Source organism: Oleiphilus sp. HI0125, assembly GCF_001635355.1.
Window position 1 is genome coordinate 1 of record NZ_LWGF01000812.1, and the last position, 23,758, is coordinate 23,758.

Genomic DNA, 23,758 nt, shown 5'->3' on the forward strand with positions numbered 1-23,758 from the left:
ATATTATGTATGAACGATACATACTGCCTCACCTAATTAATTGCGCCTGCGGTTCGCCTCAGATCATGAAGCTCCGAAGCCAAATCGTGCCGAAGTGTTCTGGACGCGTCTTGGAAGTTGGTGCAGGTTCCGCCATTAATCTACAATTTTATGACGCAAAAAGTGTTGAGTTTGTTTGGGGGCTTGAACCTTCAATAGGAATGTATAATAAGGCTAAGAGTAACGTAGCCCAGAGCGGAATTGACTGGCGATGGCTAGACTTGCCTGGCGAGTAAATTCCTTTGGATGATGAAAGTGTTGATACAGTTCTTCTTACTTTTACCTTGTGCACCATTGTGGATACGACGTCAGCACTTGTACAGATGCGGCGCGTATTGAAACCAAATGGCAAGCTACTTTTCTGTTAGCACGGTCTTTCTGCAGATCTAAACGTTCAAAAGTGGCAAAACAGAATTAATCCCCTTTGGTCTAAATTAGCCGGCGGCTATCAGCTTAATCGCTCTATTGATCTGCTGATTAGTGATGCGGGCTTTCAAATAAATGAGCTTTCTAAAATAAACGTTCCTAAAACGCCGTCTTTCGCGGGTTTCGTCTATATGGGTGAAGCGTCCGTCTCATAACTGAAATCGGCACGGAATTTGTTTGCTTTTTGAGCTGTCCACATTTGTTGCCGCTGTAAAGTTTTTGTAAAGATTATTGTGCAATGTGGCCACATGTAGCCGTATTGAATGTTCGTCACATCAATCGGTGTTTAGATCGTTGAGAATACGAGGCAGCTAGGGAGTAGTCAGCGTATAACAATAATTTGAGCCGGAAGAGCTCTATAAATTTAAGGGAGTAAGCGATGCTAGATAAAAGCTTGGTATCGGGTAAGGCATTTCGTGACGACAAGAATTTTCCACATGGTTTTAGTCGCAGTGGGAATTTTTCTCGTAATGAGTCAGATCTACTAACACGAGGAGGCTGCTGCGCAAACAGTCTTATTGCCGGAGAAATAGAGCCAAAGGGAAAGGCTCAAAAACAGCTGATTGCAGTGTGCCGCGGTGAACGCGACGCCGAGACTGAATTTGAAAAAGTCTGGATGAAGTACTCTGATTTTATTGGTCGCAAACGCTGTGTGTTCAGCTTTGCATCAAGTGGAAATTTAGCATCATCTGAAGGCAGAGTTTATGCTAAAGACTTATTGAGTTAAGTCAGCCTGCGATACAGATCAAAGTATGGTGCTTTGGGTCAACGTCTTGCGTTCGTAATTGGTGTTTTTGTATAGTTCGCCGCTCAAAATTCATTTGCTTGAGCGGTTATGCTGCAAAACTACATCAATTATCGGAAGCCAAAAAGCGTTTGGAATAACCCGAACGCCGGTTTTCTGTCGGCGTTTGTCGCAGCGGTAATTGTTCATCTGTTGCTAGCCATCGTTTTCTATTCTTACACGCTCGGGCCTAAGGCGTATATCGTCGATAATTCAACCTACCGCGTTGCTTTGTCTCAGCGCATTTTAGAACCCACTCCTGAGTCTATTATTGAACCCTTGTCGGCCAGTCAAGAATCGCCAAAACAGGAAGATCTTACCCCTAAATCGAAACCCGATCCTGTGGTGAAGCCTGTCGAGAAACCGATTGTCGAACCCGAACCTCAAAAGTCAACGGAAGCCATTTTAGAAAGCGAGCCTTCTAAATCATCACCGGTTGAGACTATTCAAGCAGTTGCTCCATCCAAGAAGAAAATTGCGAAGCAATCCGAAGCGAGCATCAGTGATCATTCGGATAAGGGTGAACCTGCTAATAAAGTTGCCGAAAGCAAAGCAAAAGAGCAGCCTCAACAAGATCAAAAAGAGCAGAAGGCTCCGGTCAAGAAAATTGAAGAGCCTAAAGAGCAATTTAGATCGCCAGCTTATGTGCTAGGTAGCCCTTCAAATCCCAGACCAGTTTATCCTAGCTTAGCGCGCAGGCGTGGTTGGGAAGGGGATGTATTACTAGGAGTGCATGTTGATGTTACGGGCTCGGTGACTTACGTAGAGATTCTAGAATCGAGTAATGTATCGGCTTTAGATTTTGCCGCTTATTCAACTATTTACGAAAGCTGGAGCTTCTCTCCTGCTGATGCGGCTGAAGCTTCGTTGAGAGGCTATGTTACTGTACCCATCTCATTTAGGCTCGACTAAACGTTTTGCTCTTCATTGCAGTTCTGATCTTCGTACACTCGACCATGTTACTTCATTAGTCCCGTCACTCCTTGCCCCAGTTTTAATAAATCAATTGACTTGAAAATGTGAACTGCGTAAAGTCGCAGCCCTGCTTGAGGTGCTCAATCACTAAATCTAGTGAGCGAGTGAAACGGGAAGTTGGTTGAAGTCCAACGCTGCCCCCGCAACGGTAAGCAAGTTAAGTCGGCATCCTCGCCACTGTGCAGTAAAGCATGGGAAGGCCGTTCGACTAAGTCGAATGACAACTTGTAAGCCCGGAGACCGGCCTGAAGTGATTTTTTAGATATTGCGGAGGGCGATATTTGGGACTGATGTCTAACGAACTAGATTGTCGCTCGTTAACCATTACTGTTCTTTGCTTCTCTCTCTGCGCGATTGCTGGTGAAGTGCGTGGGTCTACGTTTAGTTTTACTTTCTCTACTTCTTGTTTCGACGTTTGCTGTTGCTGAGGAAACCGTCGAGCATGAAACCGTTGTGGTGACAGCTTCTAAGCTTGATGCCGATCATATCAATACCGAGCATACTTCAAGTCATACAACAGTAATTCGTTCTAGTGAGTTTGGTCATGAGTTCTCTAATGTCGCGGATGTGTTATCTGATCAGAGTGGCGTTCAAATTCGTCAAGTAGGTGGGATAGGTTCTTATTCGACTGTGAGTATCCGTGGGTCTAGTGCAGCACAAGTTAATGTGTTTCTCGACGGCATGTTATTGAATGATGCGCACGGAGGAATTGTTGATCTTGGCAATATTCAATTGAGCTCAATCGAGAGAATAGAAATATATCGTGGTAATACCCCAGCGCAGTTGGGCGTGTCATCAATTGGTGGTGCAATAAATCTCGTAAGCAAAAAAGGTGCTGCGAAGCCTTATCATACTGTGAGGGCGGGCTATGGATCGTTCAAAAGCCATCTCGGCGCGTTGACCTCTGCTTTTCATTCTGGAGATACAAATTACCTTGTTAATGCAGAGTATGTTTCTAGCGACAACGACTATGAGTTTTTAAATGATCGGCAGACTCCTAACAATCCTTTCGATGATGAGGTACAGCGTCGTCAAAACGCACAATACGAGCAAGGAGCGATTCATTTATCTGCGGTCACAGATATCTCTAAGTCTTTAGATGCCAATAACGTAGTTCGCTACTCGAAGTCTTCTAAGGGCGTGCCGACTGCGCGAAACGCCAAAGATAATTCGGCGACATATGATGTTGAAACCCTATCTATTCAAAGTAAGTTGAATCATGAACTTTCTACTAGGTTAAAAGCGTCTTATCAGATTTATGGTTCGCTGTTGAAAGGCGAGTATGACGACACTGAAAACAAAGTTGGTCTGTCTGCAAATCTAGAGAAATCTGAGTCATCTAATATAGGCGTTAAAACTGACTGGGCTTTATCTTCGGGTAATCATTTGTTCAATATTGCCGCACTGCTACGTTTTGAAAAATATGAAAACGAAGACCTTATTCAGAACACGTCTACGGATGCATCGCGCATGCAAACATCATTGATTGCTCAAGATGAATGGTTAAATTATGCGGGTACCTTACAACTAACCGGTAAGATTGGTCTTCGTTATTTGCAAGACGATCAAGATATTCCAAAATCAGTTAGTAATACTGAATCTTATTACGCTGCTTACAGCGGCCTGCGCTACACGTTTTTTCCATCCCTCGCACTCACCGCAAGCCTCTCTCACGAAGTCCGTCCGCCCAAACTTAGCGAATTGTTTGGCGACACCGGTTCGTTGTTAGGCAATGACGAGCTGGTCGAAGAGTATGCAACCAACGCGGAACTTGGATTGCAGTTTTTGCAGGGGAATTCCAACCTTAACTCCTCCTTGTTTTACAGATCACTAAAAGATGCGATTGTCGTTATTTTCGATTCGCGCGGAATAGGTCGCGCTGAAAACGCTGCAAGTGCGCAGATATATGGTCTTGAAGTAGACGGGAGCATTCTATTGACTGAATTTTGGAAAGCTGGGTTAAGGGCGACTTTGCAAAGTAGTGAAGACACGTCTGATATCCCAGCTTTTAAGGGGAACTCTCTCGCTGGCGTGTATGAATCTGCCGCGACTATTTCAAATGAATTTTCGGTGTTCGACTACAAGCTAAATTTGGAGTATCAACGCCAAGATGGTGGTTATTATGATCGAAGTGCGTCTGCAGAGATGCCAACAAATGAACAGATTAACGTTAGTATCGAGCGCCGTTTGGGTCAGCACAACGCAAGGCTTTCCTTAGAAAATATTACAGATGAAAGAATCGAAGATTTTAATCGTTACCCGGGTCCGGGACGACGAGCTTTCCTAACCTATAGCTATACCTTCAATTAAAGGAACTGAAAAAATGAATGCTAGACAATTAATAAAAGCAACCGCATTAGTATCTATTTCGGCATTTCTTGGCGCATGTTCAAGTAGTGATTCAACTGACAACTCTGTCGACTGTTTTGACTGCGCGGTAATTTCCACGGTATCAGCAGACTTTACATCAAGCGCTGTTCAGTTTACTGATACAATCCCAGCTTACGAAATTTCTTCGGATTATGCTGCTCAAGATTTATCTGATGTACGCTTTCTAACATTTGGCGATCATTTCTATCGCATGGGGCGTTTCGGGATTAACAACTTAGCGAAATTCTCATTTGATGATGCCGAGAACCCAATTTGGGAATACTCTGTGGCTAAGGATGATAGCGATAATCCAAACCCATATACGGTGGTGTTTGTATCTGAAACACAGGCTTATGTTTTACCTTTTGGTACTGATGAGATTATTGAGATTAATCCAAGCGTTACTGATAGTAATCAACAAAGTGATTTTATCGTAGATCGCTTAGACTATTCGAAATATAGCTTTGGAAATGGAATCGGAGCATCGGATGGTTTTGTGAAAGATGGATTGCTGTACGTTCTATTAAATGGCCAAGATTCATCTTTTGTTCCGCAGACCTCTCGAATTCTTGTGATTGATCCGTCGACAAATCTTGAAGTCGACGTGAATGGTTCAGGTGAAGCGTACGACTTAACCGTCAAGAATGCCCAAGATATGGATGTAGTGGGTGGTTATATATATGTCGCTGGGGTAGGTCGTTATGCTTCATTAGATCGATCTCGCCCTGCTGAACTTACAGGTGGTATTGAGAAAGTTGATATCCGTGGCATGACTTACTTGAGTACCTTATTAGTTGACGATAATGATGCAAGCGTAAATGCACAAATTGCGGGAGTTGAAGTGTCATCATCTGATAACAAAGCATATTTAATTCGTTATAACGCTTTCCAGGATAACGACCTTATTCAGTTTAACCCAACATCTGGAGCTGTAAGTGCTTCGCCGAACGATGGATTTTCAGGTTTAGACATTAAAACAATCGAGATTGATTCAAGTAACCAACTTTGGGTTGCACTTGGCGATACAGTTGATCCTCGTATAGAAGTGATTAGCATAGCGGATGATTCATCGGTGGCGACCATCAACACTATTCGTAATCCTGTTAGAATTGAATTCGCCGATACAACTAACTAAAACACGAATTTTATGTCCACATTAATGATACAAGGCACGACCTCGGATGCAGGTAAAAGCACTCTCGTCGCCGCCTTGTGTCGTTGCCTGTATCACCGAGGAATTTCGGTGGTACCGTTCAAACCTCAGAACATGGCGCTGAACAGCGCTGTGACCGCCGATGGTGGAGAGATAGGTCGTGCGCAAGCCCTACAAGCGCAGGCCTGTCATCTTGAACCTCATACCGATATGAATCCGATCTTGCTGAAGCCCAATACAGATATTGGTGCACAAGTCATTGTGCACGGTAAGGCTAAAGGTGATATGGATGCAGTCAGCTATCACCGTTACAAAACCCGGGCGATGGACGCGGTCCTCGAATCTCATCAGCGGCTCGAAGAACAATATCAGTGTGTCATTGTGGAAGGTGCAGGCTCCCCGGCCGAGATAAATCTTCGCGATCGAGATATCGCTAACATGGGCTTTGCTGAAGCGGCTGATTGCCCTGTCATTATTGTCGCGGACATCGATAAAGGAGGTGTGTTCGCGCACTTAGTGGGGACTTTAGATCTTCTTAGCGAAAGTGAGCAAAATCGCGTTGTGGGTTTTGTGATTAATCGATTTCGGGGCGATATAAAACTCTTAGAGAATGGACTCGAATGGTTAGAACAGCGCACTGGCAAACCTGTATTGGGTGTTTTGCCCTATCTTCATGGTTTGAATATTGATGCAGAAGATGCGTTGCCAGATGACAACTTGAAGCAAGACGGTGAGTTTCGTGTTGTAGTGCCAGTGCTTCCGCGCATTAGTAATCACACAGATTTCGAGGCTTTGCGTTTACATCCAGAAATAAACTTTACTTATGTTCCTTCGAATGGAGACATTCCTCCTGCAGATTTAATTATCCTTCCTGGTTCTAAGTCGGTTCGCGCTGATCTAGCCTTTTTGCGTGAGCAAGGATGGGAAGATGCAATAAATAAACATCTTCGATACAGTGGGAAAGTACTCGGCATCTGCGGCGGTTATCAAATGCTGGGCCAAAGCATTGACGATCCTGATGGTATTGAAGGCGATCCAGGTTTATCTCAGGGCTTTGGGTTCTTGGAACATCATACAATGCTTACAAAAGAAAAAGCGCTTGTTCGGGTAAGAGGGCAGTTTGCCTCAGATGGTGTTGCCGTCCAAGGTTATGAGATACATGCTGGTCGTACGCATGGTGAATCATTAGATAGGCCGTTTATTCACTATGAGAATGGTAATTCAGACGGCGCTGTGAGCCTTGATTCAAATATTGCGGGGACATACTGGCATGGTCTTTTAGATACACCTGATGCGCTTACTTCTGTGCTTAATTGGGCGGGCTTTAAAGTTAAAGAACAACTTGACTATCAAGCTGTTCGTGAGGCTTCAATTGAGCGTTTGGCTGTTGCATTTGATGAAAGCATCGATATGGAGAATGTGCTCAGTTTCTTGGAGTTAGATGAATGAAGCATCTAGTCCTTGGGGGTGTTAAGTCTGGAAAAAGTCGATATGCAGAGACTCTTGCTGCAGATGTAGCTAGCAAAACTAAATTTAACGTTGCATTAGTCGCAACCGCACAAGCTCTTGACGAAGAAATGGCTCAGCGTATTAGCAAGCATCAAATCCAGAGACCGGATAATTGGGTGGTGATCGAAGAGCCTGTCGATCTTGCTAAAGCTTTAAGAGATTTAGATGCAGACCCTAGCGTAGGTGTTATCGTGATTGATTGCCTAACACTATGGTTGACCAATTTGCTTGTAAAACCTGAGGTTGTTGATCATAAAGATTCGTTTATTTCTGTGTTTAAGGGGCAACTAGAGACGACAGATACACCTTGTATTTTGGTGTCTAATGAAACCAATATGGGACTCATTGGTATGGATAAACTTACCCGTGATTTTTGTGATGAAGCTGGACGCTTGCATCAATCCCTAGCGACTATCTGTGATCATGTGAGTTTAGTCGTCGCCGGTTTACCCCTTTCAGTGAAGTGAGCTGGTTATGTCTCTTTTATCACCAGATCTGCTTTCGCCAACCTTGAGCGCATTCGCTGAGCTTTCGTTTTTCCCGATTTTTACTAATCCGGTTTACGCTTCAATGTGTGTCTTGTTGGCTTTTGTATTCGATTCGATACTTGGTGAGCCAAAAAAATATCATCCGATCGTTGGCCTTGGAAATCTTATCGCGGTCGTTGAACGAGCTTTTTATCCTGAGAATAACAATAGACCTCGATTGCTAATTAGGGGTGTGAGTGCGGCATTTATTGTGCATAGCTCAGTGTTTATTTGTATTTTGCTAGTGGTGTTGGCGCTGTCAGCGATCATAGAGAGTGATAACGTACATGTATGGTTTGGTATGCTGTCAGTCATTATCTTGTATATATGTATTGCTCCTCGCTCTTTGATTCAGCACATTTCTTCAGTCGAAACCACTCTCGCGAGTGGAAATGTTGAAAATGCTAGAGTTGCTCTTTCAAGGGTGGTCAGTCGCGATACGTGTTCGCTTGAAGAACCAGAGATTGCCAAAGCGGCGATTGAAACACTTACCGAGAACGAAAATGATGGAGTGATTGCGCCTTTGTTTTGGTTCCTTATTGGAGGCCCGATTGGTGCCGTATTTTTTAAAGTATCTAATACCTTAGATTCAATGTGGGGCTATCGTAACACTCGGTATAATTATTTTGGACGTTTCTCCGCGCGCGTTGACGACGTCCTTGGTTATATTCCTGCACGCCTTTGCGCTTTGATTTTTTCGATTTCAATTCGACGTTTTGTACAAGCATTAAGAAATGGGCGAAATTGGTATAGCCCAAACGCTGGTCCAGTGATGGCCGCTGGTGCACTAGCATTGGGTGTCTCCTTAGGAGGTCGGGCTGTCTACGATGGTTCAGTTAAAATACGTCCAGTTTTGGGAGCCGGCCCCGAGCCAACACCTCTCGATTTAACGCGATCAATCACAATGATTCTCTGGATACACAGGTGCCTAATGTTAGGCTTTTCTGTGCTGTTTCTAGTGTCACTAGTATTGCGCTGGTGAGCGGTATGTCTTCGCAAATTAAAAATGCAACGATGTTGCGGGTAGAACATTTAAGTTGGACAGCACCAAGCAGAGGATTAGCATCGCCAGTAAAAATTCTTGATGATGTCTCATTTAAAATCGAGAAGGGCAAGTTTGTTGGCCTTATTGGCCCAAACGGCGCAGGGAAGTCCTCTTTGATGAGATGTGTCTATCGCGTAACGAAACCCTCTGAGGGCGAAGTGTTTGTGGATGAACAGAATGTTTGGGAATTGAGTGCGAAACAATCTGCCCTAAAAACCGCTGTTATTCTTCAAGAACAAAATGACTATATGGGCTTAAGTGTTCATGATGTTATCGCACAAGGGTTGACGCCCCATAAGGGTTTGTTTGAATGGAATACTCGAGGAGATGATGCCTTGATCGCGCAGCTCCTCAAAGAGATGGAGCTTAGTGAACTTGCAGAGAAGCCCTTTTCAGTTCTGTCGGGCGGTGAAAAGCAAAGGGCTTATTTAGCACGAGCCTTGCTCCAAAAGCCGCAGCTACTCATCATGGATGAACCGACCAATCATTTAGATATTCATTTTCAATTAGAGGTGCTTCGTAAAGTTAAGGCGCTTCCGGTAACGGTCTTTGCTTCATTTCATGATTTGAATTTAGCGGCTGCGTTTTGTGATGAAATTATTGTCTTAAATCACGGAAAATTATGCGCCCAAGGTTCTCCAGAGGATGTGCTGAAAGAAGATCTTATTAGTGAAGTATATCGGACATGCTGCGTGGTTGATCGCCATCCTTTATACGATCATCCACGTGTTAGTTTCGCCTTTCAATACGGAGTTCACCGTTAATGATAGGCATAACGCGAACGACAGTTTTTATAAGCCTTTGCGTGGCTGTGGCCATGTTCAGTCTGTTTGTTTCTGTCGTCTTCGGTGCGGCGAGCATTACTTTTAATGACGTGCTTTCGAGTACTTTCAGCCTTCTGACAGGCCAAGAATCTGAAATCAGTGCGATACGTGAACGTATTATATGGGAGTTACGTGCCCCAAGAGCGGTATTGGCGTTTCTTGCGGGAGCAGGTTTGTCCCTTGCTGGTGCGGTACTTCAGACCGTCACAAGAAATCCCCTGTCAGACCCATATTTGTTTGGTATTTCCTCCGGTGCATCCTTTGGGGCTGTGCTGGTGATTGCGGCGTTGTCAGGCACTAGCGTATCGGCAATTTCTGGATTTTCAGAATATAGTATTGCGGTTGGTGCGTTTGCTGGCAGCCTTTTTTCGGTAGTAATCGTCATCGCACTGGCAGGGCGAAGCGGAAACGTTGAACGCATGTTGCTTGCGGGTGTCGCGACATCCTTCATGTTTAGTGCGGCGACAAGTTTAGTTTTGTATTTGTCTGATCCCTTGGCAGCTGCATCACTTATCTTTTGGACCTTAGGAAGCTTCGCTCGCGCGGAGTGGGCTTCAATAGGACCAGTGATTGTCGTTTTACTGATTAGCTTGCTTTGCTTCTTCGCCTTTTCTCGCCCTCTAAAAACCATGTTGGCTGGAGATGAAAATGCGAAGGCGCTTGGTGTTAATGTCGTACGCTTACGTCTTGGGATGCTGGTGATGAGTTCGCTAATGACCGCAGTGTTGGTCGCAAATTGCGGTGGCATCGGTTTTGTTGGCTTGATGATTCCTCATATTGTTCGAAGATTAGTCATTGGATTACGTGTTAACTTGTTTGTTGCTGTGGCCATGGTGGGTGGTATTTTCATGATTTGGGTGGATGTGCTTGCTCGGGTCTTGCACGAGGGAACGGAGCTGCCAATTGGCGTAATTACAGCAGCGCTGGGGAGTGCTTTTTTCTTACTAGTGCTAGTGCGAAGAGATGCACGTTCATGACTGATATTTCGAAACCTAGGCCAAAACATGGTGGAGACCTTTCGTGCTTGAGATATGAGCGGGATTTGCAAGGTAGCATTTTAGATTTATCGAGTGCGGTCAATCCTTTTGCCTATGACAAACTAGATAACGAGCCAGAACAATGGAAATCTCTCCCGAATATCTCGCCCTCTTTGAAAGAGAGGGTTGCGCAATACTATGACAATGAGAACTTCCTCCTGACACCAGGTTCTCAGTGGGCTATTGAGTATCTGCCTAAGCTATTCAAGCAACAGCTCGATAAGTCTTTGTCTGTTGCGGTGCCGAGTGAAGGTTATGCTGAACATCGCTATCATTGGCAAAAAGTGGATGCACGACTGTATGAGTATGACGCCTTGGCTTCTAATGAACTAATCGAAGCGGTTGATATTTGTGTTGTGATCAATCCAAATAATCCAAGTGGAGACTTCCTTACCGCAAAAGAAATTATTACGTTAGCCGAGCGAATGACCGCCGCTGGAAAATGGTTGATCATTGATGAGGCTTTTGTCGATTTTCATCATGAGTTTTCCGTGTCGAGTTACGTTGGTCAGCCCGGGCTAGAGAACTTAATTGTTCTACGCTCGTTCGGTAAATTTTCAGGTCTTCCTGGCGCGCGTATCGGAGCGGTGGGTGTTTCTACTCAGTTACGCCATGTCGTAAAGAGTGACATCCCATTGTGGGGCATTAGCGGGCCATCTTTATCGCTGTTTGAACGTGTTGTAGCAGATCAGGCATGGTTGCGTTCTGCTTGTGAAGAAGTGACAGTTTGGTCTCGCAAATTAGATGTTGTGTTACGGCGATACTTTAGTGATGTAAACAGCGCAGTAAAGCTATTTTCAATAATCAGAACACCTGACGCACTCACTATATTCGAACGCCTACTGAGTGATGGCGTGTATGTCCGTTTGTTAGATAACGGTTTAGGCCTTCGTGTTTCTGTTCCGAAAAACGAAGCAGAATTAAATTACCTAGAAACTGCGCTCGCGCGCCTTTAATAGAGAAGATATTAGTGCTTAAGTTTAGTGGTTCTGTGTTTTTGCTCTTGTTCGTATCCATCGTTGCGAATGCTAAACAGGTAGAACGTATTATTGCGTTGTCGCCGCATTCGGTTGAGATACTTTTTTTGTTAGGCGTAGGTGACAAGATTGTCGGAACGGTCGATTTTGCGGACTATCCAGAAGAGGCTAAATCGATTCCGAGGATCGGCGGGCATACCGCTATCCAGATAGACCGGGTACTTGAACTTGAGCCAGATATAGTGATTGCCTGGGAGAGTGGTAATCCAACACGAGACATCGAACGAATCAAAGAGTTAGGTATCGTCGTGTATGAAAGTACAACAAAAGAACTCGAGGATATTCCGCAAGAGATATTGAGAATAGGCGATAAGGTTGGACGTTCAGCTGAAGCTCAGGTGCAGGCGCAAAACTATCGGGAGCGTCTAGATTCTTTACGTGACAATTATCAGTCTAGAAAACCTGTCAGTTTCTTCTATCAATTGTGGTCTAAGCCATTACGTACAATGGCCGCAGGGAGTTGGATTAATCAAATGTTCGCGGGTTGCGGTGCTGTAAATGTGTTCGACGACCCTTCAATGGATTACCCGCAAGTAAGTTTAGAATCCGTGATTGATTTGCGTCCAGAGGTCATCGTTGTGCCAACGCATCACGGTACAGAAATGGACTTGAATATGTGGAATGACTGGCCCGAGATTCCTGCGGTTAAAAACGATCATATCGTATTTTTTAATGGTGACTTATTGCACCGGTTTTCATATCGAACACTCTATGGCATGCAGCAAATTTGCGAAGTGTTTGATGATATTAGACAAATCAAAAAGTAGCGTATTGATAAGCGTAGCTTTAAACAAAGTAAGAGAAGGTTTATGACAGACGAGAATGCTAAAAACGAATCCCACAAGAAAGCGATGCAAAAGCAAAAAGAAAAAGTAGACGCGCATATTGCAGCGGCTGATGAAGAACGCGGTATTTCTTTGCTACTTACCGGTAACGGCAAGGGCAAAAGCAGTTCTGGGTTTGGAATGGTATTACGTGCCTTGGGGTATGGGCATAAAGTTGGCGTTGTTCAATTTATTAAAGGTGCTCAGCTTTCAGGAGAAGAGATCTTTCTGAAAGAGAAGATGCCAGAAGTTGATTTTTACCAGATGGGTACTGGGTTTACTTGGAATACGCAAGATCGAACGGCTGATATTGAAGCTGCTCAAACGACCTGGGTTGAAGCCGAACGTATGTTGAAAGACGAAAGTATTGATCTCGTTTTACTTGATGAATTGACCTATATGATTGCCTATAAGTATCTCGATGAGCAGATGATCTTGGATGCAATCGCGAACCGACCACCCGAGCAGAGTGTGATTGTTACGGGTCGTGGCGGTGGTAGCGCTTTAAGAGATTTGTGCGATACCGTTTCTGAGGTGAAGGAAGTGAAGCACGCGTATAAAGCAGGTGTGAAAGCACGTAAGGGTGTTGATTACTAGAATGAGCTTTGCCGATAGCGTTCAGCGAAAAATAGATACCAAGACCAAGCCTATTGGTGCGCTTGGAGATATTGAGGCGTTAGCGAAACAAGTGTGTTTAATTCAGCAATCGCTGGAACCTCAACTCACCAAACCGACCATGCTGGTTTTCGCAGGCGATCATGGTATCGCCGAAGAAGGCGTGAGCGCATATCCGCAGGAAGTGACTTGGCAAATGGTCATGAACTTTGTTGCTGGAGGTGCTGCGATCAATGTATTTACGATCCAGAATGGTATGGATCTTCAGGTCGTTGATGCAGGTGTTAACTATGAATTTCCTGATGATTTGCCGATCGTTTATCGCAAGATAGCAAAAGGAACGCGTAACTTTTTAGTTGATCAGGCGATGACCGAGTGGCAACTGAATCAATCCTTACAATCAGGTGCGGATGTTCTTGGTGAGTTGCATGATAAAGGCTGCAATGTTGTTGGGTTTGGTGAAATGGGTATTGCAAATACGGCATCTGCAGCTGCTCTTATTTCCCAGTTAATTGGGATTCCGGTATCAGAAATAGCTGGTCGCGGTACGGGGCTTAATGACCGTCAACTGAGTCATAAAATTCAGGTACTTGAAAAGTCTTTTATCTATCATGGTCAAATAGACGGTGTTCACGACGTTCTCCAAACGTTTGGAGGCTTTGAAATAGCGCAAATGGTTGGTGCGATGCTCGAAGCAAGCAAGCGTGATGTGCTGATATTGGTTGATGGATTTATTGCGAGTGCCGCATATTTATGTGCATACAAGCTGGACCAATCGGTTAAGGACAATGCCGTGTTTTGTCACTGCTCTCAGGAGCAAGGGCATAGAAAGCTGTTAGATTATTTAGGCGTCAATGCGCTACTAGATTTGAATCTTTGCTTGGGTGAGGGCTCAGGATGTGCTTTGTCTTATCCGCTTGTAAAGGCGGCTGTATCGTTTATTAATGAGATGGCTAGCTTTGAAGATGCGGGCGTCTCAGACGCTTAAGCCAAACGAGCCTCGATCATGATTAAACGACAGCTTCAACTAATCCATTATGCTTTGATGTTTTATACGCGCATCCCTTTGCCATCTTTGAGCAATGTAGATCAGAGCACGCAAGACCATGCCAGCCGCTATTTTCCCCTTGTCGGCTGGCTGGTTGGTTCAACGACAGCTCTCGCATTCATCCTTTTAAGTCATATATTTTCTCAAGAGCTAAGTATTCTTCTCGTCATATTACTTGGCATATACATGACGGGGGCCTTTCATGAGGATGGTTTGGCTGATACCTGCGATGGTCTTGGTGGTGGTTGGTCACAAGAGCACATCCTTAATATTATGAAGGATAGCCGTTTAGGTACCTATGGTGCTGTTGGGCTATTCTTCGCATTGGCGTTAAAGTTCATCGCACTGATGCAATTACCTGCTGACTATGTACCGGTTGTTATATTAGTTGCTCATGTTTTTTCGCGTTGGTATAGCGTTCTGGTAATGCGAATGATGCAGTATGTTCGTTTGGATGAAACTAGCAAGGCTAAGCCGATTACAAAGCGTTTTGGTAATAAAGATTTTTCGATAGCAACGGTTTTATCATTTCCTGCATTAATCTTACTTCCTCCTAATACTATAATAGCTGTCGTACTTATGGGATTGCCGGTTTACTATCTGGCGATTAAACTTAAACGGTGGTTAGGCGGCTACACTGGAGATGCGCTGGGCGCAATCCAACAGATCTCCGAGATTGGGTTCTTGTTGGCTGTTCTAGCATTATTACGCCTAGCTTAATGTTCTCAAACCTCACGCGCATATTGCCATGAATGATTCTTCTGACCCTACGTTTTCCTATACTCGCGCAGAAAAAACAGCCATTTATAAAGTCATGGCGGAACGCCGAGATATGCGGCATTTTAATAACGAGAAGGTTTCCGAAGACCTTATTAGCAAGCTGCTATATGCGGCTCATATGGCTCCGAGTGTTGGTTTAATGCAGCCGTGGCGTTTTATCCGAATTCGCAATACTGAAAAGCGTGAAGCGATTCAAACGCTAGTAGAGAATGAGCGCGATCTTACCGCTGCTGCATTAGCCTCTCGCAAAGCTGAGTTTCTTAAACTCAAAGTAGAGGGTTTAAAAGAATGTTCAGATGTCATTGTTGCGGCACTGCCCGATAAGCGTGATGAACATGTATTTGGGCGACGAACATTACCAGAAATGGATTTGGCTTCGTTGTCTTGCGCTATTCAGAATATGTGGCTTGCCGCGCGTGCTGAGGGAATTGGTATGGGATGGGTCTCCATCTTTGACCCTGAGGCGCTAAAAACGGTTTTAAACATGCCGCCCGACAGCCATCCTGTCGCGATTCTATGCATTGGTCATGTAGATGCTTTCTATGAGAAGCCCATGCTCGTTATGGAAGAGTGGGCGACAGAGCGTAGCTTAGATGAGTTCGTGTTTGAGGACGAATGGCAATACTAAGCTTAGCCTACAATCAAAGGATAGATTTCAACGATATTGCCACGACGATTCCTAAATAATTGCCGAGAACATAGCCAATAATTGCCGCGCAAAAACCGGGCACCAATAAGGCTTGATTGCGAAGCGCTCCAACAATCACTGGAATAAAAGGTACAGACATTATTGCTGCGGAAGATGTGACCAAGAAAGTGTCTACATCAATCTTGAAAACGCGACAGAGTCCCGCATGAATTGTCATCGCACCAATTAGCATTAAGCCAATGTAGCTAAACAGAGCCCAATTTAAATCAGCTAGAACACTCAAGTTTGTCATACTTCCCATCGTAAAACAGAACACAAGTACTAGGTACATTCCAACGCGAAAGCTCATTGTTAAACGACGAATTTGAGGAATGAACGATGCAAGCATTCCGAGCGTCGTAATGAGAATGATTGTTCCTGATGATTTCATTGAACTGGGCAGGAGACTCGCCAAGCCAAGTGCTAAACCAATGATTAGTAGCGAGAGCACTGCCGTAATCATTCCTTCTTTTAAACCTCTGAGCGTTCCAAGTACTTGGTAACTTGCTGAGGTTTCTTCGCCCAAATGTGCAAACTTGTTTTCCGACTTGTTAAGTACGTCCTGAGCTGGTGGTAATAAGACTTTGGTGAATAGCGGTTTGGCGAAACTTAAGACAAATAGCAAATATATTGCAGATAATAGAATGTCATAGCTAGTCATCATCACGAATATATCTTTATCACCTTCAATGGCTGCGTTGATTGCGGCCATGTTTGGCCCTCCGCCCGTATAAGCACCAACAGATAAGCCTGCTACCTGCCACAAGCCTTCGATGTGTCCTTGAAAAATAAAACTGAGGATAAACGTACAAATAATGATTGAAGCAAAAGCCATCAACATAGATTTACTAGATGAACTGGCTTGGGTAAAAGCACTTTTTAAATCTATAGAAAATACGAGTAAGGGGAGCGCAAGAGCGATTGTGAGTTCTGTAATTTGGGTTTGAATATTGATAAGCGAATTGGACACAAAAGGCGACACATCGGTAATAGAACCGGTTAGTGTGTTTAAGAGAATCCCGCTCGCAAAACAAACCAATACCAGTCCTGCACGATCAATTAGAGCATGACGCAGTCCTAGCGTAATTGCGATTGCAGGAAAAACTATGCATAAAAGGGCGATACAAACTTCAATCATTACGACTCTCGAGATTTACCTTTTTTATTAGCATCAGGTCTGACTTTAGTCGCTTGATAAACCGGCCAGTAGTCGATTTCGTTATTTGGTTTGATTAACAGGAGTTCTCCAAACTGGAGCATGACCGCCTCGCTTTGGGTCGGACGAAATAAAACGCAGTCACCAGACTTTAGAGTGTCGTTAGTGTGCGAAATAAATTCTTGATTGCTCGATCGACCAAACAAGGAGTTAGTCTTGAAACCCTCTGGATAAAATGGACTCGCCATCCAGTTACCTCCGTAAATATATGCACCTTTATTAGGGACTTTACCGATAAAGCGAAATAGTGAATTCAATGGGGTATTGAAGGGCTTAGGTAAGGGGAGTTGTGGTTTTTCGACTGCCTTTAGTATTGGTGTTGCAATGAACAATGCTGGCTTGAACTCGTTCAAATGAGGAAGCTCAAAGTCTTCAGGTTTTACAAAGATAGATCCAATCGAAATATCATTAATGACATCGTTGCCCTGATACTCAGTGAAGGTTGTACTTCCTGCGCTATTAAATGTTAGCTCTTCTTGATTGCCAAAACGCTCTGCAATCGCTCTGAAGCGGCGATATTTCTCTGTGACCTGTTTAAGTGCTAATTTCATACCCCCGAATACATCAGGGATTTTAGACGCATGAGCTTCATAGCCCATGAGACCTGAGAAACTTAGATTCTCTGAATCAGCGATGGTAAGTAACGCGATTTTTAGTTGATCTTCGTGAGCGAAACCCCCGCGGTTCAGACCTATATTGATCTCTAAGTTAATACGAATGTTTACGTTCAGCCGCTCAGCAATTTCCAAATATGCGTCTAAGTGTTCGTGGGTATCGATTAGCCACTGAACATTATCTAGCGCTAAACCTTCTTGAAGAAATTCAGTCGCAAGGTGCTCAAAACTTGCCGGGGGCAAGGGCTTGCCTAACAGAATATCTGCCTTGGGAAAGATTTTTGCGGTCTGCTTGATAAAAGGTCCGTGAAAACACATGAACCGTGAGCAATTTAGTTGATCACTAATGTATTTAATTAACTCAGCACACGGTAAAGATTTGACGACTAAGCGTATGCTTTTATCGCCATCAATGCGACGACGAACGCTTGCAATATTTTCATCCAAAACTGACTGTTCAAGCACGAGTGTGGGCTGAAGAATATAAGGTGAAATTGATTCGCAGAGTTGATTAGGGCTCATTACGTTTTTTCTTTGTGACTGCAGATCAAAGTGTAAATTAAGCTAATCAACCGGAACAATATTAAAGAAGGACAATATCAAGCGTTGTTTATTAAATGAAATAACTCAAGCGTTTTCGCGCTCATTCACGACGATGCTCGATTCATTGAATGTGCATTTGAATACCGCGCCTTTTAAGGTTGAAGGCGTGTGCTCAGTGAGCTCTATGCTTCCGTTGTTTTGCTCAATAACTCGTCTAACAAGTGCAAGTCCAATCCCAGATCCTTCAGATTTATCACGTGACTGCCCGACTTCAAACGGCATAAATATCAAATTTAACTGATCTTCGTTAATTCCCTTTCCACTATCACTAAACGTCATTTCTAAGGATGCGTTTAATTGTTTGAATTCCAACTTGATATATAAATCGCTATCTTCGCCACTATGAAGAATACTGTTTTTTATCAGGTTGCTTAACACCAATTCAAACAAGGTTCTGGATACATGTAGCTTGGCATTTGGTGCGATAATAATGTTTACATTTAGTGGTGAGTCGAAATTATTTACTAATTCCCTTGCGCACAGATTCGGATCTATTAATTCATTGCTATCAGCACTGTGCTTGTCAGCACGAAAGAAAATTAATAGGTCTGAGAGTAGGTTTGATAGTCGCGTTGATCGGCTCTTAAGAAGCGAAAGATGTTCTCTAACGTTATTATGATTATCGGTGGCTAAGTCTTCTTCGGCCCATTGAATGAGATTTTTCATTCCATTTAGAGGAGCGCGCATGTCGTGACTTGCTAATGAAACGAATGTCTCTAAATTCTGATTTGCGTCGGCTAGTGCTTCGTTTTTATCTTGAAGCTCGGTATATGCTCCCTTCAGAGCCCTGTTTAAGTCTTTGTTTTTATCTAGCTCGGAAGAGATTGTCATTCTACTTTTAACGAATGCTATCAAGCAGAGCAAGGTGAGTAATGAGAGAATAATCAGACCGATATTTTGAGTTTTGACGCGTTCTTGCTCGTGCCAAAGTTGTTCTACCATTTGGATGCTCGGCGTCATCCAATTTTTGATCGATCGGTCTATCGTTCCATCGGCATAAAGTATTGCAAGGCCCTTATTAATTTGATCCAAAATTAAGTCATTGCCTTTTTTAACAGCGATGCGTGAATAGCTTTTTGGTAATGGACTAGGAATGCTTTTTAAGTTCGCAATTCTAGAATTGAAGATCGTATTCATTCCGACGAGATGATCAACGAGGACGGCATCAATGTCCCCGTTTATGACGCCGCGCATTCCTTCTTCCCACGAGCTTACCAACGCCAATGGGATATCGTTACGTTTGAGGTAACTATAGGGGTAACCCTTGGCCTCAACACCGATAATCATGTTAGTTAGATCAATATTATTTTCGTCGAAGTTAGAATCCCGATGCACGAATAAGTGGAATTCTGAAGCAACGAGTTCTGTTGAAAAATCTAATATCTTTTCTCGTTCAGGATTGGTGTTGATATGCAACAAAGCGTCAACACCACCTTCTAATATTTGTTCTTGCGCTTGCGCCCAGTTCATTCCAATAACACAAGTCGGTTCACTAATATAGCTTTCGAGCTGTTTTGCTATATCAAATACGATTCCTGAAGCACTCTCATTCTCTTGAATGAAGTAGGGAGATATCGATTCATTCGCGGCAAAAATCAACGTATTCTCTGGGCATTCTTTCGCGTGAATAATGGGGCTGACAAGGTAAACTGCGAGAAAACATGCCAAGCAAGTAAAGTATCTATATTTATTGTTTTTATACATTTTGAAACTTAAGGGATCAGTGGAAACACAAGTTGATATATGCTAAGTATAAGTCATTAAATGAACGGGTACGGTGTTCATATGCGAATTTTAATTGTCGATGACGACGTAGTTGATCAGATGGCGATTTCTCGGGCGCTCCCAAAAAAGTTCGTTATCTCTCAAGCAGAATCCGTAAAAATGGCCCGACGAGAGCTTGATGCCACTTCGTTCGATTGTGTTATCGTTGATTACTCAATGCCTTTGCAAAAAGGCACCGATTTAATTTCCAAATTTAATTCCTACGAGAAGGTTACTCCTGCCATTGTTATGGTGTCACATAGCGATGAAAAAAACATTGAATATGAAGCCTTGTCTCAAGGCGCACACGAATTCTTGTGTAAATCGGAATTAAGCCAGTCCTCTTTAGTGAATACGATCGATAAAGCGGTTACACGAGCGCGTTATATCAACGACGCAAGATTGCGGCATCGCGAAGCCCATGAAGATGCGAATACAGATTCACTTTGCAATATTCGTAATCGAAGAGGGCTTAATTTGGAGCTTGCTGACATCGAGGGTGTAAAAGGAAGCTACGAGCTAGTTGTGATTGATGTTGATAATTTTAAGGAGATTAACGACACCTTCGGTCATTTGGTTGGCGATCAGGTGCTACGTTTTATCGCAAACAAATTATCAGCTATGGATTCAGATAATCTGATCACCTTTCGCTTAGGCGGAGATGAATTTGGTGTGTTAAAGATAAATGGTGATTCGATCGATGGAAAGGTCGCTGAGAGTCTAGAGTTGCAATTGCAACAGGAAATAAAACACGGCTCTATAAATCTAAAAGGTATAGATATCTCCTTTTCTACAAGTCTCGGAATTGCGAAGTGCATTGATCAAATATTCACTTGGGATCAGTTGTACGATGACGCAGATCAAAATCTATATCACTTGAAAAAAGCCTAACGCACTAAGGTTTATTTGATATCAATTCTGTCGCGATACTGAGCTTTTCTCCTGTCTTTTTAATTTCGGTTTCTGGCAATACATCAAGGCTAGGCCATAACCCGTTTCCAAGCGCGTTGATATATCCCTGATTCAATCCTGCACTTTGCATAAGGGCCTGTGTGTTCTTAAAGTCATAAGAGAGACGATGCCAGCTGACCTCTAAACCTTCTGCATTTGGTGTTATTAGCATATACCAGACATCTGCAGTGGCGTCATTTGCGGGCATTCCAATAACGCCGGCATTCAACCATGCCTTGTCTTCAATCAACTCTCCAAAAGGCAAGCCACAATGTCCGCTAATAATTATGTCGGAGTCGGTTTGCTTAAGTTGCTGTAGTTTGTCTGTCGTAGAGCTTGACCTAAAGATAAATTGACTCTGTTGGTTCACTCCGCCATGGATGACAATGATGGTTTTACCGTGGTAGTTAATCTTTAGATTATTGGGAAGGTCTGCCATCCAGACTTTCTGATCTTCACCAATTCTTGCTTTAGAGTATTCGTACCATTGTTTTGACGCGAGATCGCAAGACGAATTTTCCTCAAATCCGCAACCGCAATCAAATTTATCGTTTCCTAATGCGTCTTCACAATTGCCTTGTACAACGTGAATACCCCAATCATGAATTAAGTCAGTACACTCTCGCGGCGAGGCGCAATATGCAACAATATCGCCTGTGCAAATAACGTTGCTATTGGGGATTTTTAGCTCAACGGCTTTTTCACGAATTGCCAGAGTGGCGGCCAAATTACTATATGGCCCGCCAAACACGAGTAAGGGTAAGTCTTGTCTTACTTCAATAAGCAAACTAGACCCCTGACAATTGTTGGGTGCGTGGTTTATTCATAATGAGAGAAATAAAGAATGCAGTGCACCCAATTGCTAATACGCTCAATGAAATCCACAGAAGCTTCGTATATTTATGTGCGTCACCGAGTAATGCTGTATGCCCTGATGATTCAGTAAAATATAAGGCAGCACCGCCGATAGCGCTAATGAATGAGCATAAGTAAGCCCAAGGTGATATATGTTCATTACCCGCCCAAATGCAGAAAAATATTACTGGCGCAAGGTACATTGAAGCTGTGCCGCTTACTGCTACTGCACTAAAGATGTCTTTGTTACCCAAGAAGACCATTGCGACGCCTAAAATCATGAAGGTAAGCATGATGATTCGTCCATTAGTGATAGTCGCGGCCATCACTTTCATATCAATGACAACGAGTTTTGCAGAGCTAGATAATGTGCTATCGAGCGTTGATAAGGCAGACACCACGAGTGCAATATTAAATAGCAGCATCATATTGTCGCCGAGAATTCGTTCTAAGGTGACGTTCATAGAATCGCCGTCCAAAGCATTTGCCCCAGCAATTATGCCAAGAGAACCGAAAGCAATGATGCATAAAATACTAATCCACGCAGCATGCAAAAAACTACGCTTAGTTGTAGTTCTGTCGGCGATAAAACCTCTATCCATCATGACTGGATCGTGAAGTGGATAGCTCCAGACCTGCAGCAGCGCCACAGCAAGTAGGATTGGCCCAGGGTTAGTTACATCAAACTCGACAAAATTAAGCGCTTCTGCGCTGTAGAGGCCATCACCTAATGCACTAACTACAAGTAAGGCTAGAACTGCGATGAAAATTAGCATTTGCATAACATCTGTTTTTAGCGACGCATGTAAGCCTCCTAACATCGAGTAAATCATAGCAATGGCAGCAAAAGCGACAACGGCGATGGTATAGCTACTCGTGCCAGCGGCTCCAAATAGAATTCCGATCACTAGAATGTTTGCGAAGACTTCGCTTATCAGACGCAATCCAACCACAAAGTTGTAACAGTGAGTGCCTAATTTGCCGAAACGATCCTCTAGGAAGGATTGGACGCTATTGAATCCGTGTTTAAAACGAATTGAATCAACGATGGCTGCTCCAGTTAGGAATGATAAGTAATAAGCCGCATAAGCAATCGTTCCCCATATGCCGTAATAAAATCCTAGTATGGCTGCGTTAAGTAGAGATCGAGCAAAAATCCAAGTCGTGACTTGGCTGAGCACTAAAGTGAACAGAGATGGAGCCTGACCTTGTGGGCTGAAACCAGAAAAGAAACCTTCGTTAGATTTTGCTTTCGGCGAGATGGCGATTGATAACAAGGCGAGTGCAGCAACAACAATTGGTAGGGTTGCGCTCATGAGAAAGACTCCGTGTGTTTATTATGTTGTAAAATGGTCTACTTCTAGACTTCTATCGAACCGATTGGTTCACAGCCCGTGTAATTAAAAACTATTTGTAGGATTTCTTATCATCGACCACATAGGTGGACTTCCTTTTCCTAGATCGATCTGGCCAATACTCTCAAAGCCAAAGCGTTGATAGAACATTAAATTTTCTTCTTTGCTGTTCTCTAGATAGATCGGCATATTTGCGCTTTCAGCGGTCTGTATACATCTATTCATGAGTAAGGTGCCGTAACCTGAGCCCCTCGCTTCTTTAACCGCGCCAATTCCAAGAATATAGTAATGCGGTATAGATGGGGTATGTCGTACAACAAGCGTTTCCGCGCGAATTCCACGTAATACGCTCTTAAAACCGCCGCTTGAGATCATTGCTGGAACTAAAGGTAATGACGATATGACAGGCACATGCTTACTGATTCCTGGTTTCAGAAATAAGACTGCCGCTTTATTGTCTGGGGTTGCATAGCTGTCGCTGTATTTAAGATATATGCGTTTAGCATAAAGGCCGAAAAACAGGCCGATGTTCATGCTAGGTCCAAATATCCAACGTTGAATCGGGTCGTCATCGAAAACCTTTCCCATGATATCAACTACACGCTGATAATCGTTTGGTCCAAGTTGCTCTAGTTCTTTCATCTATATAGGTACTGTCTTAATTTTGTGTGATCAAGATATGTTATTCGCCGAGAAGAATGAAGTTAACAAGTATGCAT

23 protein-coding genes, 1 pseudogene and 1 riboswitch are annotated in these 23,758 nt (G+C 43.5%); of the genes and pseudogenes, 18 read left to right on the forward strand and 6 right to left on the reverse strand.

The window, feature by feature from the left end; all coding sequences use genetic code 11:
• The 17 genes and pseudogenes from A3762_RS27590 to bluB all read left to right on the forward strand — a co-directional run.
• Positions 1–275 (forward strand): annotated as a pseudogene (locus A3762_RS27590) (SAM-dependent methyltransferase); the annotation flags it as partial.
• 6 nt (positions 276–281) lie between these two features.
• On the forward strand, positions 282–407 hold the full coding sequence (locus A3762_RS28850; RefSeq protein WP_197469246.1) for a methyltransferase domain-containing protein: 126 nt from the start codon (positions 282–284) through the stop codon (positions 405–407).
• Positions 408–844: 437 nt separating this feature from the next.
• Positions 845–1,192 carry a DUF413 domain-containing protein gene (maoP, locus tag A3762_RS13080; protein ID WP_068755967.1) on the forward strand — a complete coding sequence of 116 codons (348 nt, stop codon included), beginning with the start codon at positions 845–847 and terminating at the stop codon, positions 1,190–1,192.
• 108 nt (positions 1,193–1,300) lie between these two features.
• Positions 1,301–2,161, forward strand: a complete 861-nt coding sequence (locus tag A3762_RS13085) for an energy transducer TonB (RefSeq protein ID WP_068755969.1) — start codon at positions 1,301–1,303, stop codon at positions 2,159–2,161.
• A gap of 120 nt (positions 2,162–2,281) precedes the next feature.
• Positions 2,282–2,488, forward strand: a riboswitch (cobalamin riboswitch).
• Positions 2,489–2,593: 105 nt separating this feature from the next.
• A complete protein-coding gene (locus A3762_RS13090) occupies positions 2,594–4,534 on the forward strand; it encodes a TonB-dependent siderophore receptor (protein WP_068755971.1) in 1,941 nt (646 codons plus the stop codon).
• 13 nt (positions 4,535–4,547) lie between these two features.
• Entirely contained in the window at positions 4,548–5,729 is a 1,182-nt protein-coding gene (locus tag A3762_RS13095; RefSeq protein WP_068755973.1) for a hypothetical protein, read from the forward strand.
• A gap of 12 nt (positions 5,730–5,741) precedes the next feature.
• Positions 5,742–7,196, forward strand: a complete 1,455-nt coding sequence (locus A3762_RS13100; protein WP_068755975.1) for a cobyric acid synthase — start codon at positions 5,742–5,744, stop codon at positions 7,194–7,196.
• Positions 7,193–7,723 carry a bifunctional adenosylcobinamide kinase/adenosylcobinamide-phosphate guanylyltransferase gene (gene cobU / locus A3762_RS13105; protein ID WP_068755977.1) on the forward strand — a complete coding sequence of 177 codons (531 nt, stop codon included), beginning with the start codon at positions 7,193–7,195 and terminating at the stop codon, positions 7,721–7,723. Before A3762_RS13100 ends, cobU begins: the two co-directional genes overlap by 4 nt.
• 7 nt (positions 7,724–7,730) lie before the next feature.
• Entirely contained in the window at positions 7,731–8,765 is a 1,035-nt protein-coding gene (cbiB, locus tag A3762_RS13110; protein WP_082869125.1) for an adenosylcobinamide-phosphate synthase CbiB, read from the forward strand.
• 5 nt (positions 8,766–8,770) lie between these two features.
• The gene (locus tag A3762_RS13115; RefSeq protein WP_068755979.1) at positions 8,771–9,592 is read left to right on the forward strand and encodes an ABC transporter ATP-binding protein; all 822 of its coding nucleotides are present in this window, start codon (positions 8,771–8,773) and stop codon (positions 9,590–9,592) included.
• 53 nt (positions 9,593–9,645) lie between these two features.
• Positions 9,646–10,629, forward strand: coding sequence for an iron ABC transporter permease (locus tag A3762_RS13120; RefSeq protein WP_082878533.1), 984 nt, complete (start codon positions 9,646–9,648; stop codon positions 10,627–10,629).
• A gap of 65 nt (positions 10,630–10,694) precedes the next feature.
• On the forward strand, positions 10,695–11,645 hold the full coding sequence (locus A3762_RS13125; RefSeq protein WP_197469247.1) for an aminotransferase class I/II-fold pyridoxal phosphate-dependent enzyme: 951 nt from the start codon (positions 10,695–10,697) through the stop codon (positions 11,643–11,645).
• A gap of 14 nt (positions 11,646–11,659) precedes the next feature.
• Entirely contained in the window at positions 11,660–12,493 is an 834-nt protein-coding gene (locus A3762_RS13130; protein ID WP_197469248.1) for a cobalamin-binding protein, read from the forward strand.
• A 42-nt stretch (positions 12,494–12,535) separates the two neighbouring features.
• Positions 12,536–13,147 carry a cob(I)yrinic acid a,c-diamide adenosyltransferase gene (cobO, locus tag A3762_RS13135; protein WP_068755803.1) on the forward strand — a complete coding sequence of 204 codons (612 nt, stop codon included), beginning with the start codon at positions 12,536–12,538 and terminating at the stop codon, positions 13,145–13,147.
• Between the two features lies 1 nt (position 13,148).
• The gene (gene cobT / locus A3762_RS13140; protein ID WP_068755985.1) at positions 13,149–14,153 is read left to right on the forward strand and encodes a nicotinate-nucleotide--dimethylbenzimidazole phosphoribosyltransferase; all 1,005 of its coding nucleotides are present in this window, start codon (positions 13,149–13,151) and stop codon (positions 14,151–14,153) included.
• 18 nt (positions 14,154–14,171) lie between these two features.
• The gene (gene cobS, locus A3762_RS13145; RefSeq protein WP_068481576.1) at positions 14,172–14,933 is read left to right on the forward strand and encodes an adenosylcobinamide-GDP ribazoletransferase; all 762 of its coding nucleotides are present in this window, start codon (positions 14,172–14,174) and stop codon (positions 14,931–14,933) included.
• A 28-nt stretch (positions 14,934–14,961) separates the two neighbouring features.
• A complete protein-coding gene (gene bluB, locus A3762_RS13150; RefSeq protein WP_068481579.1) occupies positions 14,962–15,621 on the forward strand; it encodes a 5,6-dimethylbenzimidazole synthase in 660 nt (219 codons plus the stop codon).
• Between the two features lie 13 nt (positions 15,622–15,634).
• On the opposite strand, the gene A3762_RS13155 is transcribed toward bluB, so the two are convergent.
• The 3 genes from A3762_RS13155 to A3762_RS13165 form a co-directional block, all read right to left on the reverse strand.
• Entirely contained in the window at positions 15,635–16,819 is a 1,185-nt protein-coding gene (locus A3762_RS13155) for a DUF819 family protein (RefSeq protein WP_068755987.1), read from the reverse strand.
• Complete coding sequence (locus A3762_RS13160) at positions 16,819–18,033, reverse strand: alanine racemase (RefSeq protein WP_068755989.1); 1,215 nt, start codon at positions 18,031–18,033, stop codon at positions 16,819–16,821. The genes A3762_RS13155 and A3762_RS13160 overlap by 1 nt, the downstream gene beginning before the upstream one ends.
• A 105-nt stretch (positions 18,034–18,138) precedes the next feature.
• Positions 18,139–19,782: a transporter substrate-binding domain-containing protein gene (locus A3762_RS13165; protein ID WP_068755991.1), complete on the reverse strand. Its 1,644-nt coding sequence runs from the start codon at positions 19,780–19,782 to the stop codon at positions 18,139–18,141.
• Between the two features lie 117 nt (positions 19,783–19,899).
• Between A3762_RS13165 and A3762_RS13170 the strand changes: the two genes are divergently transcribed.
• Positions 19,900–20,769: a diguanylate cyclase domain-containing protein gene (locus tag A3762_RS13170; protein ID WP_197469249.1), complete on the forward strand. Its 870-nt coding sequence runs from the start codon at positions 19,900–19,902 to the stop codon at positions 20,767–20,769.
• Positions 20,770–20,773: 4 nt separating this feature from the next.
• Here A3762_RS13170 and A3762_RS13175 read toward each other — a convergent pair whose 3' ends face one another.
• The 3 genes from A3762_RS13175 to A3762_RS13185 all read right to left on the reverse strand — a co-directional run bounded on the left by A3762_RS13175 (position 20,774) and on the right by A3762_RS13185 (position 23,681).
• On the reverse strand, positions 20,774–21,616 hold the full coding sequence (locus tag A3762_RS13175; protein WP_156493442.1) for a metallophosphoesterase: 843 nt from the start codon (positions 21,614–21,616) through the stop codon (positions 20,774–20,776).
• A 1-nt stretch (position 21,617) separates the two neighbouring features.
• Complete coding sequence (locus tag A3762_RS13180) at positions 21,618–23,000, reverse strand: sodium:proline symporter (protein WP_068755995.1); 1,383 nt, start codon at positions 22,998–23,000, stop codon at positions 21,618–21,620.
• An 84-nt stretch (positions 23,001–23,084) separates the two neighbouring features.
• Entirely contained in the window at positions 23,085–23,681 is a 597-nt protein-coding gene (locus A3762_RS13185) for an N-acetyltransferase (protein WP_068755997.1), read from the reverse strand.
• Positions 23,682–23,758 lie beyond the last annotated feature (77 nt).